Genomic DNA, 16,769 nt, shown 5'->3' with positions numbered 1-16,769 from the left:
AATCCGGGTCCTGCTGTGAATGCACCCGTTTACAAAACGGCGAGATTGTAAAAATGTAAAAGCCGGACTAGTGTTCTTCATGGCGAAGACGTTCATCGGACCCCGGCTGCGCCGGCTTCGACAGGAGCGCGGCGAGACCCAGGCCCTCATGGCGAAGGGCCTCGGGATTAGTACGTCCTACGTCAACCTTCTGGAGAAGAACGAAAGATCGGTCTCGGTGCCGGTGCTCCTGAAGCTCTTCGAGACCTATGGCGTGGATTGGCGCGACATCGCCGAGGACGAAGACACCGCGACTTTCGCCGATCTCCGCGGGGCGCTGGCCGACCCGATCTTCGAGGGGGCGCGACCCGATTTGACACAGCTCCGCGCGGCGATGGCGCACAGCCCGGACCTTGCCGCGGCCTTTCTCAGGGTGCACCGCGCCTACCAGGCCGCAACCGAGCAGATCATGAGCATGTCGGGAGCGCAGGATGGCGATTCCCCGCATCTCAAGGCCTCACCCGAGACGGTCGTGCACAATTTCTTCCGCGATCACCGCAACTACTTCCCGACACTCGAGAAGGCGGCCGACCGGTTCTGGTCGGAACGCGACGTGCCGCTCGACGAGGTCTACACCGCCCTCAAGGACCGCCTCCGGTTGAAGCTCGGCCTGCGCGTGCGGCTGGTGCCGGTCGCCGACATGCCCGAGACGCTTCGCGAATACGACGAAGATCGCAAGGAAGTCCGGCTGTCGGAGGCACTCGACCATCCCAACCGGGTCTTCCAGCTCATCCATGTCAGCGCCCTCATCGAGCAGCGCGAGGGGCTCGACGCCATTCTCTCGAAATCCGACCTCGACGATCCGGCGCGTCTGGCGCGCTGCCGGGTCGAGCTGGCCAACTACTTCGCCGCGGCCGTGCTCATGCCCTACAAGAGATTTCTTTCCGAGGCGCGGGCCAGCAAGTACGACTTCGACCACCTTGCCACCCGCTTCGGCGTCAGCTTCGAACAGGCCTGTCACCGGGCGACGACGCTGCAGCGGGGCAGCGCACGGGGCGTGCCCTTCTTCTTCATGCGCGTGGACAAGGCCGGCAACGTCACCAAGCGCTTCAATTCGACCGATTTCCAGCTCGCGCAATATGGCGGAGCCTGCCCGCGTCTCGACGTGCACGTCTCGTTCCGCACGCCCGGCCGCGTCGTGCCGCAGGTGGTCGAAATGCCGGACGGAAGCCAGTTCTTCGTGTTCGCGCGCAGCGTCGACCGGCCGAGCTTCTCGCGCCATACCGCCGACATGCGCCTCGCGGTCGCGATGGGCTGCGCGATCGAGCACGCGGCAGACATCGGATATGCCGAGCAGGTCAGCTTCACCGGCACCCGCGCCACGCCCATCGGCATCAATTGCCGCGTCTGTCCGCGCGCCAATTGCGACCAACGCGCGCACCACGCGATCCTTCTTGCCAACGCTGTGAACGAGAACCGGCGCGGGGCGACGCGCTACGGGGTCTAGGAGTTCCGCGCCCCCGACCTTGGGCTATGTTCCGTGCGTGTTTCGGCCCCTCTAGCATCGAGACAGGAACTGCCGGGGAGGAGGCATGGACACCATCGCAGCGCCATCCGCGATCGCGACGATGCGCGCCCATCTCGCGGCGGGTCTCGTCGGTCACGAGACGCTGATCGAACGTCTGCTCATCGGCGTCCTGTCGGGGGGGCACCTGCTGGTCGAGGGGGCGCCCGGCCTTGCCAAGACGCGGGCGGTACGCTGGCTCGCCGAGGCGATGACCGGCGGTTTCGCGCGGATCCAGTGCACGCCCGACCTTCTGCCGTCGGACCTTACCGGCACGCCGATCTTCCGGCCCCAGACCGGCGATTTCGAGTTTGTGCCGGGCCCGGTCTTTCACAACCTCGTCCTCGTCGACGAGATCAACCGCGCACCGCCCAAGGTCCAGTCGGCCCTCCTCGAGGCGATGGCCGAGCGTCAGGTGACGAGCGGCGGCACGACCCATCCGCTCCCCAATCCCTTCCTCGTGGTCGCGACGCAGAACCCGATCGAGCACGACGGCACTTTTCCACTGCCCGAGGCGCAGCTCGACCGCTTTCTGCTGCATGTGGTTCTGGACCTTCCGGACCCGGAAACCGAGCGGCGGATCCTCGATCTCGTCGAGGCCGAAGGCACCGGCGGACACCGGGCGCCGAAACCTCTCGGCCTCGACGCCGTGCGCGAGGCGATGCGCGAGGTCGCCTCCATCCATCTCGCCGATCCCTTGCGCGACTACATCGTCCGGCTCGTCGTGGCGACTCGCGAGCCACCGTTCTCGGACGAGGTCGAACATGCGGTGAGCCCGCGCGGCAGCCTCGCCCTCGCCGCAGCGGCGCGGGCGAGGGCCTACCTTCACGGCCGCGACCACGCACTCCCCGAGGACGTCACAGCGGTCGCTTCCGACGCGCTCGCGCATCGGCTGGTGCTGACCTGGCGCGCGGTGGCGGAGGGGCGGACCCCGCGCGCGCTGATCGCGGACGTCCTGCGCGCGGTGGAGCCGCTGTGAAAGCGGCTCTGCAATCGGACGGCGTCGCCCTCGATGTGGGGCACCTCATCGGCCTGCGCGCGCTCGCGCGGCACGGGCCGGAGACGCCGCCACTGTCGCGGCAGCCCGGCGGCTTCGTCGCGCGGCGCCGGGGCCATGGGCAGGAAATGGAGGACACGCGCGAATACGTGCCCGGCGACGACATCCGGCACCTCGATCGCGGCAGCACTGCACGCACAGGTGTCCTGCATGTCCGCTCGTTCCGGCAGGACGCGGATCGGGTGACGCTGCTCGTTGCGGATTTCCGCACCTCGATGCTCTGGGGCATCGGACGCGCGCTGCGGTCGGTCGCCGCGGCGGAGGCGCTCGCCCTTGTCGGCTGGCGGAGCGTCGAGGCCGGCGGCCGCGTCGGCCTTCTGGCGCTCGGCGACGACGCGGTGACGGTGACGCCGGTGCGGGGACGGGCGCGCGGGATGCTCGGTGCAATAGGCGGCATGGTCCGCGCGCATCGCGCGGCGCTCGACCATGCGGCCGTGGGCGGCGGCCGCGAGCCGCCGCTCGAGGCCGGGCTCGCGCGGCTGCGGTGGATCGCGCCGCCGGGGTCGGAGATCGTGATCGCCTCCGGGTTCGACGGCGCGGGCAGGGGGCTCGCGGACCGGCTCGACGAGATCTCCCGCCGCCGCGTGCCGCGCCTTCTGTCGGTGATCGATGGCGCTGCGCTGCGCCTGCCCCGGGGGCTCTACCCGGTGCGCCTGCCGGACGGCACTCGCATCCGGGTGACCATCGACGGAAAGCGCGCGGTTGCGGCCGAGGGCGAGGTTCTGCGAAGGCCCGCCCTCACAATCGACGCCGACGCGGCGCCCGAAGATACGGCCCGCCTGATCCGCTCGGCCTTCCCGCCGGACCGGGCGCCGTGACATGGCCGAACGCGCGCTCAGCGAAGAGGCGGTAGTCGCCGGGCTTCAGGACATCCGTCTGCCGGAAGATGCCCCGGGTGGAGTGATTGCCGAGATGCTGGCCGGGGCGGGCCTCGGCCTGAGCCTCGCGCTGCTGGTCGGTCTGGCCCTGCGGACCTTCGCCCCGGTTCGAGGACCTGCGGCCGAAGCCGCGCCCGTTTCGGGCGAGACGGCCCGACGCCGGGCGCTTCTGCTCGAACTGCGCGAGCGGCGTCCCGAGGTCTATGCGCGTCTCAGGCGCGATCTCTACCGGCCGGGCGGGCTCCCCGACGTGGCCGCGCTTGAGACGGAGCTGGCTCGCGATGCCTGAGCTTGCCTATCCGCTTGCGCTGCTCCTCCTGCCGTTGCCGCTGCTAGTGCTGCGCTTCGTCAGGCGGAGCCGGTCCGACGGAGCGGCGCTGGTCGTGCCCGAAGGGGTGGCGCGCGGGTTGCTCACGGGATCGGGGCCCGCGCCGGGCGCGGAGCGGGGGCGCTTCTTCTACGCCACGATCATGTGGGCGCTGCTCGTCATCGCCCTTGCGGGGCCGCGGACGCTACTGCCGGTTCCGGCGCTTCAGGCCTCGGGCCGCGATCTCGCCATCGCGCTCGACCTTTCGGGCTCGATGGTCCGCGAGGATTTCTTTCTCGACGGCGAGGAGGTCACCCGGCTCGACGCAGTCAAGCGCGTCGGCGCCGATTTCGCGCGCCGCCGGGCCGGGGACAGGGTGGCCCTGATCGTCTTCGGGTCCGAGGCCTATTACGCGGCACCCTTCAGCTTCGACACGGAGGCCGTCGCGCAGCGGATCGAGGAGGCGAGCATCGGCATTTCGGGCCGCGCGACCAATATCGCCGATGCGCTCGGGATCGCGCTCAAGCGCATGCGCAATTCGCCCGCTGCCTCGCGGGTGGTGATCCTGCTGTCGGACGGCGTCAACAATGCCGGGGCCGCCAATCCGCGCGGGGTCGCGAAGCTTGCCGCCGACCTCGGCGTCCGCGTCCATACCATCGCCTTCGGTCCGAAGGACCTGAGCGACGCGGACGAGGGAGAGCGCGGCGTCGTCGATGCCGCGACGCTCGCGGCCATGGCCGATCTCAGCGGCGGCGAGAGCTTCCGGGTGCGCACCACCGAGGATCTGGTCGCGGTGACCGAGGCGCTCGACCGGCTCGAGGCGACGGCCGGCGACGGGCTCGCTGCCGAGGTCTTCCGGGAATTCTGGATCTGGCCCGCCGCGCTGGTCGGCCTCTTCGGTGTCCTGGCCGCGTGGCGGGGGGCGGAATGACCGACCTGACGCTCCTGAGACCGTTGTGGCTTCTTGCGCTGCCGCTTCTCGCTGTGGCCGCCGTCTGGGTGGTGCGGCGTGGCGGCGCGCTCGGCGGATGGACCCGGGCGGTGCGTCCGGACCGGATGGCTGCTCTGCGGGCGCTCGGGCGCGTCGATGGCGGAAGGGGACTTCCGCTGTCGCTCGTGCCGCTCGCCGCGTCGGGGCTGATCGCGCTCGCGCTCGCGGGACCGGCGGTGGAGCGGCGCGGCGCTGCGACGTTCCGCAACATGGATGCGGTGATCCTGGTTCTCGACGCCTCGCCCTCGGCCACGGAGGGGGCGCACTGGACCGACCTGCAGACCATAGCCCGCTATGCGGCCGCCTCGCTCGGAAGCCGGCCCGCGGCGCTCATCGTCTATGCGGGGGACGCCTATGTCGCCTCGGACCTTTCCTCCGATCACGCGCAGCTCGGACAGACCCTGTCGCTCGTCGGCGCCGAGACGGTGCCCGATCCGGGCACCCGTCCGGGGCTCGCGCTGGCCCGGGCGCGCGATGTCCTGACGCAGGCGCGTAGCCTCGGCGGCGACGTGATCCTGCTGACCGATGGCGGGGGCCTTGGCCAGGGCACGCTCGGCGACGCCGCGGCGATCGCGGATGCCGGCGCGCGTCTCTCCGTGGTGATGCCGGCACCGGACGCCGTGGCGGACACGCTCGCGCGCGTCGGGGGCGGCGCCGTCTTCGCCACGCGTGACGCGGAGGGCCTCGCCGCGTTCCTCTCCGACGCCGCACGCGCGCGGATCGAGCGGCAGGACTGGCCGCTCCTCTTCTGGGCCGATCAGGGACGGCTGGTTCTCGTCCTCGCGCTGGTGCCGGTGCTCCTGATGTTCCGGCGGAGGGCGTCATGAGACCGGCGCGCGTCGTCGCACTCGCCGGGGCGCTGGCGCTCCTCGCGGCGGCTCTTCTCGGCGCCGGGACCGCGCCCTTCGGCCGGCTCGCGCTGGCGCTCGGCCTGCCACGCCTCGCAGCGCCGCTCTTCGACGATCCCGCATGGCGCGGAGTGGCGCAGTACCGCGCCGGGAACCCCGCCGTGGCGGCCGAGAGCTTCCGCGCGGCGGGGGCGATGCTCAATCTCGGCAATGCCGAGGTACGGCAAGGCCGCTATGCCGCAGCGCTCGAAGCCTACGACGTCGCGCGTCGTTCGGGCGATCCGCGGGCGTCCGCCAATTTCGACTTGGTGGCCGCCGCCTATGCCGGGCTCGCCCTGGACCCCGCGGCGCCCATCGCCTGGTTCACCGAGAGGGACGGCGGCGAGGGCGCGGTGGTCCGCTCCTTTGTCGCGCGCGGCGACGCCCGTGCCGCCGGGACCGGATCGGGCACGACGAATACCGGCGCGCTCCTCGGCCTGCCGGAGCTTGAAAGCTTCGGCGACGGGCAGGTCCGCAAGGTCTTCGACGATCAGTTCATGGTCGCCAACGAACGCTGGCTGGAGACCCTGAGCGACGTTCCCGGGGAGTACCTCGCCGCCCGCATCAGCCACGAGCGCAAGCGGCGCGAGGATCTCGGTCTCCTGCAACCGCCGCCGGAGGATCCCGAATGAGGCGCCTTGCCGTTTTCCTGTTGCTGGTGTGGCCCGCGCTCGCGACTGCGCAAAGCCGCGAGGTGCATCCCGGAGAGCTGGATCTCACGGTGACCATCGAGAACGGCGCTGTCGCCCCGGTGCAGGGCGAGATGGTCCTCGTCACGATCCACGGGCGATACCGGCGACATGTCACGCTCGAGACTCTCGAGCAGCCCGAACTCGACGGCTTCAACTGGATGCAGCTCGGTCAGGACTGGTGGTACGAGACCCAGGAGGCGGGGCAGCCGGTCAAGAACTTCAAGCGGCGGATGGCGCTCTTCCCCGACAGGCAAGGCGAGGTCACCATCGGACCCTTCGTCCACCGTCTCACGCTTACCGACGAAGGCGACGACTGGTTCGAGCATCCCGTCGCCTCCGAGCCCGTGACCCTGACCGTCGAACCCGTCCCTGCGGCCGCTGCCGGCACGGAATGGTGGTTTCCGGTGCGCCGGCTCGAGATTTCGGACGATTGGTCAAATGCGCCCGACCAGCTTGCCGAGGGGGAGGGTGTGCTGCGCGTGATCCGCGTGAGCGCCGTCGGTGCCAGCCCGGAGATGATCCCGCCGATGCCAGAGCTGTCCTCGCCGAGTGCGATGATCTTCGCCCATCCCGAGAAGCGGCTCGTCGAGCTCTCTCCTGAGGGCCCGGTGTCGATCGCGTTCTGGCGCTGGACGATCCGCCCGACCAACGGGGTCTCGGCGATCCTCGAGCCGATCGAGTTCGATTATTTCGACACGGTGACCCGCGAGCTGCACAGCGTCTCGATCAGCGCGCAGCGCGTTGCCATGGCCGAGGCGATGCCACCCGCGCAGATTCCGCCGCCGGAGGCGCGGCTGCATCCAATCTCTTCGGTGGCAGGGATCCTCGTTGCGTTTCTCGGCGCTCTTGCAGTGGTCTCCCCGAGCCGCGTGGCGCGCGAGGCCGGGCTGCGGCGGTTGCCCTGGCTCGATCCGCTGGCGCGCAGCTTGCGGCGCGCCGCCGCCCACGGTGATCTGGTCGGAATGCGCCGACATGCGGCACGCCTGGTCCTGCGGGACGGAGCGACGGCGGAGCGCAAGCGTCTTCTCGACGTGATGGATCACGCCATCTTCGCGCGGGTCGCCGGGGGTCCAGAAACCCGGCGGCTCGCGCGGGATTTCCTCTCGCGCCGCGCCCGGACCGATACGGAAGGCTGAATTGCTCGAAGCGGGGGCGAGGCGCAGAATGGTCCTGCCGCGATGCCTGATCGCGGTCATGGGAGGATCATAATCATGGGACTGCTGTCATCCCTTTTCGGGGAGAACAAGACCACGCCTCAACGGGACCACCACACGCCCCGGAGCGATCCGAGCGTGAAGATCCACCCCTCGGTGGACAACGGGGTGAAGTCCGGAAAGAGCGGCTTCACCGGCGGAACGCTGCGCTGTCATTGCAAGAGCGATCAGGTGGTTGTCGAGGTGTCCGCCCAGACGGCACACAACCACGTCTGCGGCTGCACCAAATGCTGGAAGCCTGACGGCGCGGTCTTCTCGCAGATCGCGGTGGTCGGACGCGACAAGGTGAAGATCACGGCGCATCCGGAGAAGCTCGAAATCGTCGATCCAAGCGCGGCGATCCAGCGTCACGCCTGCAAGGCGTGCGGGGTTCACATGATCGGGCGGATCGAGAACACCGGACATCCGTTTCACGGGCTCGACTTCGTGCATACCGAATTGTCGCGCGAGGGCGGCTGGTCGGCGCCGGAATTTGCGGCCTTCGTGTCCTCGATCATCGAGTCCGGTGTCGATCCCGCGCGGATGGACGGCATACGGAACCGTCTGCGGGATCTCGGCCTGACGCCCTACGATTGCCTCTCGCCGCCGCTGATGGACGCAATCTCGACCCATGTCGCCAAGCAGAAGGGCGTTCTGGCGGCCTGAGCGGCGCGGAACCGGCCGTCTTTCGCGCGGCAGACGACAGAGCGAAAGACGGCCGGTCACGGCATACTGAGCACAGCACTCTTGCTTGGGAGATTCCGTTGCGGCAACCTTCCGAACGGGAGGAAAATTCACATGAAGCACGAACCGGTTTCACCACCGGACTGTCGCATTGCATCAGTTCTGGTGGTGGACGATCATCCGCTCTACGCCGAGGCCCTCTGCTCTGCACTTCGCCACGTCTTCGACGATCCGCACATTGAGACGGTAACCTGCCTGCAGGACGCGCTTGACACCTTGCGCCCCGGCTTTTCGCCCGATCTCGTCATGCTCGACCTAAAGCTGCCGGACGTGACCGGGATCTGCGGGCTCCTGCGCCTGCGCGACCAGATGCCCGACACGCCGATCCTCGTCAATTCGTCGCTGGCTTCCGACGACATCGTCGCAGCGGTCAAATCCGCGGGGGCCGCGGGTTTTCTTTGCAAGGACGCCCCGATCCAGACGCTGAAGCTCGCGCTCTCGGAGATCCGGCTCGGGCACAAGTTCTTCGAGACTGTACCCAGGAACGGCTCTGTATCCGGGCAGCGCTCGCTCGACGTGCGGGAAATCAGCCAGCGGATCCTGCAGCTGACGCCGCAGCAATCGCGGGTGATGCGCCTCATCTGTGCAGGCAAGCAGAACAAGCAGATCGCCTACGAGATGAACCTCGCAGAGGCCACGGTGAAGGCGCATATCACGGTCCTGCTGCGCCGCCTCGGGGTCCAGAACCGGACGCAGGCGGCGGTGCTGGTCGAAAGCGTGGGTCTCAACTTCTCCGGTGACTACGCCGAGTCCGAGGCCGAAAGCTCGGTCGGGCGATAGAATGTTGCAGAAGCCGGGCGGTCCGACATTTGCCACCGTGGCGATGTCGTATGCGCGCGAGCCGCGCATAGCCGTCGCGGAGATCGCCGGCCAGCTCGATCCGCGGGAGGCGTGCTGCCTGCTGGTGTTCGTTCCCGAGGGGTTTGATCTCGCGGAACTCGCCGATCGGATGAACCGCCGGTTCCGGGGGGTCTCCGTCTTCGGCTGCACCACGGCCGGTCAGATCACGCCGCAAGGGTACGAAACCGATGCGCTTCTGGCGATCCAGCTGCCGCGGGCGCATTTCCGCGTCGCCTCGATGCTGATCTCTCCCCTCCAACCGCTGCAGATCAGCCAGACCGCGGCGGCTGTGCGCAAGCTCAACGCCCAGTTTCAGAAGACGGCGCAGAGGAACCGTCTCGCGCTTACCTTCGCAGACGGGCTCTCGAAGCAGGAGGACGTGCTCGTCGTCGCGCTCGAGGAGGCGCTCGGGCCGCTGCCGGTTTTCGGGGGCTCGGCCGGAGACGGGCTGCACTTCCGCTCCACCTTCGTGCTGCACAACGGCGCCTTCCATTCCAACGCCGCGCTCCTCCTTCTGCTCGAGACCGACCTCGAGGTGGCCGGCATCGGGTTCGACCATTTCCTGCCGACCGAGAAGCGTATGGTCGTCACCGACGCGGTTCCCGAAGAGCGGATGGTGCTCGAGCTGAACGGCGCGCCCGCTGCGCAGGAATACGCGCGCCTCGTGGGCACGAGCGTGGCAGAGCTCAATCCGCGCGTCTTCGCCGAGAACCCGGTCCTCGTGCGGAACTCGTCCCTCTACCATGTCCGCGCGATCCAGGGCGCGCGGGAGGACGGCGCGCTCACGTTCCTCTCGGCGATCGACGACGGGCTGCTACTCACGCTCGGCCGCGGCCGCGAGGTGCTGCGCACGCTCGACGAAGGGCTCGCGGTCGAAAGCCGCAGCGGACATGCGCCTGACTTCATCCTCGGCTTCGACTGCATCCTGCGCAAAATCGAGATCGAGCAGAAGCAGCTGACCGCCGCGGCCTCGGACATCCTGCGCGCCCGCAAAGTGCTGGGGTTCAACACCTATGGCGAGCAGCATTGCGGCGTGCACGTGAACCAGACCTTCGTGGGCGTCGCGTTCTTCGACCCGCCGCCCGCAGGAGGTCTGCAATGATCGACCCCAGTGACCCGCCGGAGGTGCAGGTCGTCAAGCAGTCGAGGATCATCGACGCCCTCCTGCGCCGCGCCGGCCGCCAGCACGAGGTCGCCACCACCGCTTATTCCGCCTTCCAGTCGGCCGTGTCGTTGCAGGCGCAGGTCTGGGCGAAGGCGCGCGACCTCGAGCGTGCGTCCAACGAGCTGGCCGAACTGCGGCGGGACCGTGAGCGCGCGCAGAAAAGTTTTGCCGAGGCCCTCTCGGTCATGGAGGGCGGCTTTGCCCTCTTCAGCGACGGACAGCTCCAGATCTGCAACGACCAGTTCCGCCAGCTCCTGCCGGACATCGCCGAGCATGTCTTTGCCGGCATCGGCATCGACGAATACTTCGTCGCCGTGGCCGGCAGCACCCATCTTGTATCGCGAGACGACACCGTGCGCGATCACCTGATGCGCGCACGACGCGGCCCCGAAACCGCCGGTGTCATGTCCTTCGTGCTCGAACTGGCCGAAGACACGTGGTTCCAGGTCAACCTGCAGCGCACGTCTTCGGACAACGTCATCGTCCTGCAGACCGAGATCACCGGCATCGTCCGGGCGAGCCGGTCCGAGAAGGACCAGCTCATCGACCGGCAGGCGCATTATCTGCAGGCGGCGTTCGACCACATGAGCCTCGGCATCTGCACCTTCGCGCGGCCCGGCACGGTGATGATCTGCAACGACCGGTTCCGGACCCTGCTCGGGTTGCCGTTCACACTCGTGCAGCGCGGCACCCGGTTCGACGACATTCTCGCCTTCCTCAAGAACAACGGCACGGTCGTCGCCGGAGGCGCCGACAACCAGGTCGAGCATTGGCCGCGCAAGCTGCGCACCGACGGGCAGCTGCGCCAGAGGCTCTTCAACGGGCGGGGGCAGGTGCTGGACCTGCATCTCCACAGCCTGCCCGACCGGGGCTTCCTCGCCGACATCGCCGACGTCTCGCTCGAGTACCGCGCGACCGAGATGCTCGAGCGCCGGGTCGAAGAGCGCACCGTCGAACTGACCGAGGCCAACTGTCGTCTGACCGCCCAGTACGAGGAACAGGCGCGCGTCGAAGACGAACTCCGTCTCGCCAAGGAGGCGGCCGAGGCGGCGATGTCGTCCAAGACGCGTTTCCTCGCCGCCGCGAGCCACGATCTGCTCCAGCCCGTGAACGCCGCCAAGATCCTCATCTCGACGCTCGTCGACAAGTCCCGCGGCAGCGAGATGCACACGCTCATCCAGCGGCTCGACAGTTCATTCGGGTCGATGGAGACGCTGCTCCACGCCATTCTCGACATCTCGCGTCTCGACAGCGCGGGCGAGGGGCTCGTCGCGGCGGATCTCTGCCTCGGCGACATCCTCGATGCGGTCGTCTCCGATCAGGCCGTGTTCGCCGCCTCGCGCGGGGTGAGGCTCGACTGCGTTCCCTCTTCCGCATGGGTGCGCAGCGATTACCGCTATCTCATGCGATCGGTCCGCAATCTCATCGTCAATGCGGTCCAGTACACCCCCGAAGGCGGACGCGTTCTCGTCGGCTGCCGCAACCGAGGCGAGAAGGTGGTGCTCGAAGTCTGGGATACCGGCATCGGCATCTCGCGCCGCGACCAGGCCCGCATCTTCGAGGAATTCGCGCGAGCCGACAACGTGACCCCCGGCTCGGGGCTCGGGCTCGGCCTCTCGATCGTCGACCGGACCTGCCGCCATCTGGGGCACGGCGTGGGCGTGCGCTCGAAACCCGGGATCGGCTCGGTGTTCTGGATCGAGATGGAGCGCGTCGCACCCCCTGCGAGTGCGGCGCTCGCCGAGCCCGCGTCGGTGGCCGACATTGCGCCGCCCGATGCCGACATGGATCTCGTCGCGCTGGTGGTGGAGAGCGACGCGGACGTGCTCTTCGCGACGGTTCAGCGGCTCGAGAGCTGGGGCGCAAGCGTTCTCGGCGCGCACACCACCGAGGAGGCGCTCGCGCTCGTGCGCGACATCGGTTGCGCGCCCGACATCGTCATCGTCGACTACAGGCTCGACCGCGGGGATACCGGCTTCCGCACCGTCGAGGAGGTCCGGCGGGCGACCGGTCAGCACGTCCCGGCGATCATGATCACGTCCTGGTCGGGCGGTACTCTCGAAGCGGCGGCGCAGACGCACGACCTGACCCTCCTGGCAAAGCCCGTCGATCCGTCGCGCCTCCGGCCGCTCATCGACTGGAAGACGCGGGGACGGACGATGGCGGCGAGCGCAGACCAAAGTCTGTCATGACAGTCCGCAGGCGAGGCATAGGGTCGGAACCGAAGGAGGATCTGCCATGAGACAGTTGCGGATCGCGTCCGCCGCCGCGCTGGCCCTGCTGGGTGCCGGCGCCGTCGTGGCAGCGGAAGAGGGTGGGCCGAGCGCCTATGACAGGATCTTCGTGAACGGCACGCTCGACGAGGTGCCGGCCGACCGGACGCTCGTCTACGACAGATCCATCACGAACGGCTTTGATCCTGAGCCGGAGGAAGACGGCCGGATCGAATTGTCGATCGAGGGCGAGATGGCGCGGCTGACCCTGCGCCGGGACGGCAGGCATCGCGTGCTCGGCGAGTTCCCCGCGGGCGTCGGCAATCCGATCATCATGTATTTTGTGGAGACCGTGGTCCGCGACGTCGCAGAGGCCGCCGGCGGCAATCCGTTCTACATCCGCAACCGCATGAAGGAGGCACTGCTCGAGGCGGGCGAGGTGCGCGATGTCCCCGGGGCGACCGAAGTCACGCTGCATCCCTTCGCGGACGATCCGAACGCGGCGCGGATGCAGGGCTTCGACGCCCTGACCCTCTCCGCGGTCATGTCGCCGGAGGTGCCAGGGCTCTACCAGACCCTCTCCGCGAGCATCCCAGAAACCGGGACTGAAGCCTACAGCACGACGCTGACCTTCGACCACATGGGCGACCGCACCGCCGAGGAGACCTCACCATGACCCTTCGTGCGATCACGCTGACGCTGTGCCTGCTGGCGGCGCCTGCCGCAGCGCAGGACGTGGCCGAACGCTACAACGACTATCCGACGGAAGTGAGAGCCGATTACGTCTTCGCCTGCATGGCGACCAACGGCCAGAGCCGGCAGGTGCTCGCGCAATGCTCCTGCTCCATCGACCGCATCGCCTCGATCCTGCCCTACGAGGATTATGTGCAGGCCGAGACCGTCCTCTCCATGCGGCAAACCGGGGGCGAGCGCATGGCGGTGTTCCGCAGCGCGGCGAGCGCGAACACCATGGTCGCCGATCTCCGCCGCGCGCAGGCGGAGGCGGAGATCGTCTGTTTCTGAGCCTCAGCTCTGCTGGTCCTTCGGCAGGACCTCCTCGAACCAGTTGCCGTCCGTGTCGTGCGCGCGGACGGTCAGAGCCTCGGTGCCGTTGTCGGCATAGCTGAAGCGGAAGACGGGGTTCTCGCTGATCGAGATGCCGCCGGTCATTCGGAAGAGCAGCTCGTCGCCCTGCAGCACCTCGATCTGGTCAAGGAAATGCGCCGCGATGAAGAGATGCGTGATCTGGTTGCGCTGCAGCCCCGAATAGTTCGGGTGCCGGATCATCACCTGAGCCTCGCGACGCGGCATCGACATCGCCCCGGTCTCGTCCTTGCCGAAGAGCCGCAGCCGCATCTCTCCCATCGAGGCCAGCGCCTCTTCGGGATCGCGTGTCGCGGGGGCCGAGCACCCGCCCGAGGCCTTCACGAACCGCCCGTCCATGAAGGTTCCGGCATCCGTTTCGGCGAGGACGCGGACGTTGGAATACTGGTTCACCCGGACCCGCATCTCGAGATCGAGCGGCAGCATCGCCTCGCCGAATGTGAACTCGGCAGCGACGGGCGAGGGGTTCTCGTCGATCACCACCGTTGCGCCGGTGATGCGCGCCGAGGGATCGGTCTGCCGTATCGTCACCGGCACCGCGGCGGCGTGCGATGCGCGGTAGGGGGCCACCACCTCGAAAAGGTCGCCGGCCTCGGAAATCTGAATGTCTCCGGCGACGTCGGCGCGGATGGCCTGCCAGCTGTCGCTGTCGGTCAGGGGGTTGGCGGTCTCGGCCGCATGGGCCGCGCTGCCGAGCAAGAGGGCCAGCGCGACTTGTGCCAGGATCTTCATGACGCTCCTCCTGCATCATTCCAAAGGCTGCGCCATCCTGCCACTTCGGCGGCGACCGGCATACCCATCCCATCGTCGCGGTGGTTCGTACATGGGCCGCGGCCGCAGGATCGGTCCGCCGAGACCGCAGGAGGCATCTGCCATGTTCGAAGCCGTGCTGACTCTCTGCCTCGCCGCGGAGCCCGGCATTTGCCGCGACGTCCTGATCCCCGGTCACGCGGCAGAGACGCGCAGCGCCTGCGTTGAGACGTTGAAGGACATCTCCGCGGAAGCTCCCTCAGGGCTCGTCGCGTCCGGGCCCCCGAGCTGTCGTGCGGCCGGCCCGGCGCTCGATCTGACGGAGGTGGCGGCGGGGGTCTTCGTGCACGAGGGTGAGGTGGCGACACCCGGCGAAGAGAACGGCGGCGACGTGGCCAATCTCGGCGTCGTCATCGGCGGCGCCTCCGTGGCCGTGATCGATACCGGCAATGCGCGCTGGATCGGTGAGGCGCTCTGGCGCGCCGTCCGGGCGCGCACGGACCTGCCGGTCACCCACGTGATCCTGACCCACATGCATCCCGACCACGTCTTCGGCACGAGCATCTTCACCGAGGCCGGCGCGCAGGTCGTCGGGCACCGGCATCTGTCGCGGGCGCTGGCCGACCGGCGGCAGGATTACCGGGAGAGCCTCGATGCCGATATCGGCGCCGGACAGGCCATTGGCTCCGAGCTCCCGGAGGTCGATGTGGCAGTGACCGACCGGATGAGCATCGATCTCGGTGGCCGGACGCTGAGAGTTCAGGCCTGGCCCACGGCGCATACACCGACGGACCTGACGGTACTGGACGAGGCGACGGGCACGCTCTTCGCTGGCGATCTCGTCTTCCACCGGCACACCCCTTCGCTCGACGGTTCTCTTCCCGGATGGCGCGCGGTGCTCGACAGGATCGACGCCCTGGAGCCGGCACGTGTCGTGCCCGGACACGGCGATGCCTCGCTAGCCTGGCCCGAGGGCGGCGCCGCTCTGCGCCGCTATCTGGAGGTTCTCGCCAGCGACACGCGTGCGGCGATCGAGGCCGGCGAACGGCTTGGCGACGCGGTTCCGGACATCGCCAGGTCGGAGGCGGGGCAATGGGAGCTGTTCGAGATCTTCAACCCGGCGAACGCAACCGTGGCCTTCACCGAACTCGAATGGGAATGAGCGCCGGGCTTCAGCTCTCGACGCGCTTCAGCAGCATCTGCGCGATGGCATAGAGGCGTTTTTCCAGAAGCACCGGCGTCTCGCAGACATAGGTCAGGGATTGGCGGCGCTCGTCGTAGATGCGTTCGTCCCAGGCGAGCTGTTCCTCCGCCGCGTCCACCTTGTCGAAGTCCGGCTCCTCTTTCGCCATCTCCGCCTCCATCACGTTGCGCGCGGCATCGATGCGTTCGGCAAGGTCGATCTGGGACAGCGAGTATTCCTCGATCCCCGTCATGATCTCGGCCCGCGTGCGCGACATGATGTCGAAGACTTCCTGAAAGACGTGGCCCATCAGCGCGGGATCACGCCCGTGCTCCGCCGCGAAGGTATCGAGCGCCGGTTCAACCTCAGGTAGGTCCAGGCGCCGCAGCGTAAGTTGCCCGACGAGGCTGCGGATATCGGCGCGCGTCGCCTCGTCCATCGCCGGCTCGGTCTCTGGCAGCGGCTGGGGCCACATCAGTCCCGGTGATAGCCCTTCGACCTTGGCCTGCTGGCAGGGCCAGGTCGGATCGGAAAAATCGGCAGCCGAAACGTGCCCGGCGAGACCGAGCACCAGTGCCGTGGCGGCGAACGCGCGTGGTGTCATGCCATCCTCCCTCTGCGTCCACACTATCCGGCGCGCGGCCCATGTCCACGCATCACGGGTACCCACCTTGGTCTGCATTGTTCGGCGCTCGCGGCCACGCTTAAGTTTTTTCCATGAGATGCCGAAGCGGCACGGACAACCGGGAGGTGACTGCATGAAGACGCGCGCGGCGGTTGCGATGGAGGCGGGAAAGCCGCTGGAGATCATGGAGGTGAACCTCGAAGGTCCGAAGGCGGGCGAGGTCCTGATCGAGGTCAAGGCGACCGGCATCTGTCACACCGACGAGTTCACCCGGTCGGGCGCGGATCCCGAGGGGCTCTTCCCCTCGATCCTCGGCCACGAGGGCGCGGGCATCGTGCTCGAGGTCGGCGAGGGCGTGAAGAGCGTCGTGCCCGGCGACCACGTGATCCCGCTCTACACCCCCGAATGCCGCGAATGCGAATATTGCCTCTCGGGCAAGACCAATCTCTGCCAGGCGATCCGCGGCACGCAGGGCAAGGGCGTGATGCCCGACGGCACCTCGCGCTTCAGCCTCGACGACGGCACGGTCCTGCATCACTACATGGGCTGTTCCACCTTTGCCAATCACACGGTTCTGCCCGAGATTGCGCTGGCAAA

At 68.3% G+C, this 16,769-nt stretch carries 18 protein-coding genes; 16 read left to right on the top strand and 2 right to left on the bottom strand.

The annotated features are described in order from the left end of the window. The first annotated feature begins 79 nt into the window (after nucleotides 1–79). From OCH239_RS12215 to OCH239_RS12150, 14 genes are all read left to right on the top strand, one after another. Complete coding sequence (locus OCH239_RS12215) at nucleotides 80–1,486, top strand: helix-turn-helix domain-containing protein (protein WP_037263173.1); 1,407 nt, start codon at nucleotides 80–82, stop codon at nucleotides 1,484–1,486. An 85-nt stretch (nucleotides 1,487–1,571) separates the two neighbouring features. Then, nucleotides 1,572–2,522 (top strand): AAA family ATPase, encoded by a 951-nt coding sequence (locus tag OCH239_RS12210; protein ID WP_037263005.1) that lies wholly within the window; start codon nucleotides 1,572–1,574, stop codon nucleotides 2,520–2,522. After that, nucleotides 2,519–3,418 carry a DUF58 domain-containing protein gene (locus tag OCH239_RS12205; RefSeq protein WP_037263003.1) on the top strand — a complete coding sequence of 300 codons (900 nt, stop codon included), beginning with the start codon at nucleotides 2,519–2,521 and terminating at the stop codon, nucleotides 3,416–3,418. Before OCH239_RS12210 ends, OCH239_RS12205 begins: the two co-directional genes overlap by 4 nt. Before the next feature lies 1 nt (nucleotide 3,419). Further along, nucleotides 3,420–3,767 (top strand): hypothetical protein, encoded by a 348-nt coding sequence (locus OCH239_RS12200; RefSeq protein WP_037263000.1) that lies wholly within the window; start codon nucleotides 3,420–3,422, stop codon nucleotides 3,765–3,767. After that, entirely contained in the window at nucleotides 3,760–4,716 is a 957-nt protein-coding gene (locus OCH239_RS12195; RefSeq protein ID WP_037262998.1) for a VWA domain-containing protein, read from the top strand. The genes OCH239_RS12200 and OCH239_RS12195 overlap by 8 nt, the downstream gene beginning before the upstream one ends. After that, nucleotides 4,713–5,603: a VWA domain-containing protein gene (locus OCH239_RS12190; RefSeq protein WP_037262996.1), complete on the top strand. Its 891-nt coding sequence runs from the start codon at nucleotides 4,713–4,715 to the stop codon at nucleotides 5,601–5,603. Before OCH239_RS12195 ends, OCH239_RS12190 begins: the two co-directional genes overlap by 4 nt. After that, nucleotides 5,600–6,295, top strand: coding sequence for a hypothetical protein (locus OCH239_RS12185; RefSeq protein WP_037262993.1), 696 nt, complete (start codon nucleotides 5,600–5,602; stop codon nucleotides 6,293–6,295). Before OCH239_RS12190 ends, OCH239_RS12185 begins: the two co-directional genes overlap by 4 nt. Beyond that, nucleotides 6,292–7,491: a BatD family protein gene (locus OCH239_RS12180; protein ID WP_037262991.1), complete on the top strand. Its 1,200-nt coding sequence runs from the start codon at nucleotides 6,292–6,294 to the stop codon at nucleotides 7,489–7,491. Before OCH239_RS12185 ends, OCH239_RS12180 begins: the two co-directional genes overlap by 4 nt. Before the next feature lie 75 nt (nucleotides 7,492–7,566). Then, a complete protein-coding gene (gene gfa / locus OCH239_RS12175) occupies nucleotides 7,567–8,214 on the top strand; it encodes an S-(hydroxymethyl)glutathione synthase (RefSeq protein ID WP_084782413.1) in 648 nt (215 codons plus the stop codon). Nucleotides 8,215–8,346: 132 nt separating this feature from the next. Continuing rightward, nucleotides 8,347–9,072: a LuxR C-terminal-related transcriptional regulator gene (locus tag OCH239_RS12170; protein ID WP_037262988.1), complete on the top strand. Its 726-nt coding sequence runs from the start codon at nucleotides 8,347–8,349 to the stop codon at nucleotides 9,070–9,072. 1 nt (nucleotide 9,073) lies between these two features. Further along, nucleotides 9,074–10,234 (top strand): FIST N-terminal domain-containing protein, encoded by a 1,161-nt coding sequence (locus OCH239_RS12165; protein ID WP_051489445.1) that lies wholly within the window; start codon nucleotides 9,074–9,076, stop codon nucleotides 10,232–10,234. Continuing rightward, nucleotides 10,231–12,489, top strand: coding sequence for a hybrid sensor histidine kinase/response regulator (locus tag OCH239_RS12160; RefSeq protein WP_037262987.1), 2,259 nt, complete (start codon nucleotides 10,231–10,233; stop codon nucleotides 12,487–12,489). The genes OCH239_RS12165 and OCH239_RS12160 overlap by 4 nt, the downstream gene beginning before the upstream one ends. A 46-nt stretch (nucleotides 12,490–12,535) precedes the next feature. Next, nucleotides 12,536–13,186, top strand: a complete 651-nt coding sequence (locus OCH239_RS12155; RefSeq protein WP_051489444.1) for a hypothetical protein — start codon at nucleotides 12,536–12,538, stop codon at nucleotides 13,184–13,186. Continuing rightward, entirely contained in the window at nucleotides 13,183–13,533 is a 351-nt protein-coding gene (locus OCH239_RS12150; protein WP_037262986.1) for a hypothetical protein, read from the top strand. Before OCH239_RS12155 ends, OCH239_RS12150 begins: the two co-directional genes overlap by 4 nt. 3 nt (nucleotides 13,534–13,536) lie before the next feature. Here OCH239_RS12150 and OCH239_RS12145 read toward each other — a convergent pair whose 3' ends face one another. Continuing rightward, on the bottom strand, nucleotides 13,537–14,346 hold the full coding sequence (locus tag OCH239_RS12145; RefSeq protein ID WP_037262984.1) for a quinoprotein dehydrogenase-associated SoxYZ-like carrier: 810 nt from the start codon (nucleotides 14,344–14,346) through the stop codon (nucleotides 13,537–13,539). A 142-nt stretch (nucleotides 14,347–14,488) separates the two neighbouring features. Between OCH239_RS12145 and OCH239_RS12140 the strand changes: the two genes are divergently transcribed. Then, nucleotides 14,489–15,526 (top strand): quinoprotein relay system zinc metallohydrolase 2, encoded by a 1,038-nt coding sequence (locus OCH239_RS12140; RefSeq protein ID WP_037262982.1) that lies wholly within the window; start codon nucleotides 14,489–14,491, stop codon nucleotides 15,524–15,526. A gap of 10 nt (nucleotides 15,527–15,536) precedes the next feature. On the opposite strand, the gene OCH239_RS12135 is transcribed toward OCH239_RS12140, so the two are convergent. Beyond that, the gene (locus OCH239_RS12135; RefSeq protein WP_037262980.1) at nucleotides 15,537–16,151 is read right to left on the bottom strand and encodes a hypothetical protein; all 615 of its coding nucleotides are present in this window, start codon (nucleotides 16,149–16,151) and stop codon (nucleotides 15,537–15,539) included. Nucleotides 16,152–16,305: 154 nt separating this feature from the next. On the opposite strand from OCH239_RS12135, the gene OCH239_RS12130 reads away from it, so the two are divergent. Then, a partial coding sequence (locus OCH239_RS12130) for an alcohol dehydrogenase catalytic domain-containing protein (RefSeq protein ID WP_037262978.1) occupies nucleotides 16,306–16,769 on the top strand: 464 nt, incomplete at its 3' end.

This window comes from Roseivivax halodurans JCM 10272, assembly GCF_000521785.1.
In the GTDB taxonomy this organism is placed as follows: Bacteria; Pseudomonadota; Alphaproteobacteria; order Rhodobacterales; family Rhodobacteraceae; genus Roseivivax; species Roseivivax halodurans.
Note: the sequence above shows the minus strand (reverse complement) of the source record. Positions and strands in the feature narration are given on the sequence as shown.

Coding starts and splice junctions, on each gene's coding strand:
- OCH239_RS12215 (WP_037263173.1), top strand. CDS start 80: ATGGCGAAGACGTTCATCGGACCCCGGCTGCGCCGGCTTCGACAGGAG.
- OCH239_RS12210 (WP_037263005.1), top strand. CDS start 1,572: ATGGACACCATCGCAGCGCCATCCGCGATCGCGACGATGCGCGCCCAT.
- OCH239_RS12200 (WP_037263000.1), top strand. CDS start 3,420: ATGGCCGAACGCGCGCTCAGCGAAGAGGCGGTAGTCGCCGGGCTTCAG.
- OCH239_RS12195 (WP_037262998.1), top strand. CDS start 3,760: ATGCCTGAGCTTGCCTATCCGCTTGCGCTGCTCCTCCTGCCGTTGCCG.
- OCH239_RS12190 (WP_037262996.1), top strand. CDS start 4,713: ATGACCGACCTGACGCTCCTGAGACCGTTGTGGCTTCTTGCGCTGCCG.
- OCH239_RS12185 (WP_037262993.1), top strand. CDS start 5,600: ATGAGACCGGCGCGCGTCGTCGCACTCGCCGGGGCGCTGGCGCTCCTC.
- OCH239_RS12180 (WP_037262991.1), top strand. CDS start 6,292: ATGAGGCGCCTTGCCGTTTTCCTGTTGCTGGTGTGGCCCGCGCTCGCG.
- gfa (WP_084782413.1), top strand. CDS start 7,567: ATGGGACTGCTGTCATCCCTTTTCGGGGAGAACAAGACCACGCCTCAA.
- OCH239_RS12170 (WP_037262988.1), top strand. CDS start 8,347: ATGAAGCACGAACCGGTTTCACCACCGGACTGTCGCATTGCATCAGTT.
- OCH239_RS12165 (WP_051489445.1), top strand. CDS start 9,074: ATGTTGCAGAAGCCGGGCGGTCCGACATTTGCCACCGTGGCGATGTCG.
- OCH239_RS12160 (WP_037262987.1), top strand. CDS start 10,231: ATGATCGACCCCAGTGACCCGCCGGAGGTGCAGGTCGTCAAGCAGTCG.
- OCH239_RS12155 (WP_051489444.1), top strand. CDS start 12,536: ATGAGACAGTTGCGGATCGCGTCCGCCGCCGCGCTGGCCCTGCTGGGT.
- OCH239_RS12150 (WP_037262986.1), top strand. CDS start 13,183: ATGACCCTTCGTGCGATCACGCTGACGCTGTGCCTGCTGGCGGCGCCT.
- OCH239_RS12145 (WP_037262984.1), bottom strand. CDS start 14,346: ATGAAGATCCTGGCACAAGTCGCGCTGGCCCTCTTGCTCGGCAGCGCG.
- OCH239_RS12140 (WP_037262982.1), top strand. CDS start 14,489: ATGTTCGAAGCCGTGCTGACTCTCTGCCTCGCCGCGGAGCCCGGCATT.
- OCH239_RS12135 (WP_037262980.1), bottom strand. CDS start 16,151: ATGACACCACGCGCGTTCGCCGCCACGGCACTGGTGCTCGGTCTCGCC.